This is a genomic window from Salipaludibacillus sp. CF4.18, assembly GCF_051262595.1.
In the GTDB taxonomy this organism is placed as follows: Bacteria; Bacillota; Bacilli; order Bacillales; family Salisediminibacteriaceae; genus Salipaludibacillus; species Salipaludibacillus neizhouensis.
Genome location: NZ_JBIMEV010000164.1, coordinates 1 through 432, shown reverse-complemented (window position 1 = coordinate 432; position 432 = coordinate 1). Strand labels below are relative to the sequence as shown.

Here is a 432-nt window from a genome sequence, read left to right as displayed (position 1 = left end):
GTCTTACCTCTGTTACATGCCAATAAAGCATTTAGGGCTCTTTATGATTATTATGTCTCTCGAAGAGAGAATCCGTTGACTGGTAAAGAAGCATTAGTTGTTCTTTCAAGAAAGCTACTTCAAATATGCCATGGTCTTTGCAAACATGGAAGAAAGTTTGATGAAGAACATATGATGTTGGATATACCTTTTCTCGTTGATAAGAAAGCAGCTTAGTTAAGAATCTATGAATGAATAATCCCTGACAATTAAGACACGGAGAAGCCGGCCACAATTCGACTTAAGACGATCTACAAGGATCAGTCCATGCAGGAGCATATGCCGGCCTCTGCTTTAAGGAAAAGACCCAACGATGGAATGTAGGTACGTGATACCAGGAGAAATGGGAGGGTAAGTCCCTTGATTTGCAGAGTCCAATGTGCCCATAAGTTT

The 432-nt window shown here is 40.5% G+C and carries 1 pseudogene; it reads left to right on the top strand.

The annotated features are described in order from the left end of the window. A pseudogene (locus ACHABW_RS25985) lies at nt 1–216 on the top strand (IS110 family transposase); the annotation flags it as partial. Nucleotides 217–432 lie beyond the last annotated feature (216 nt).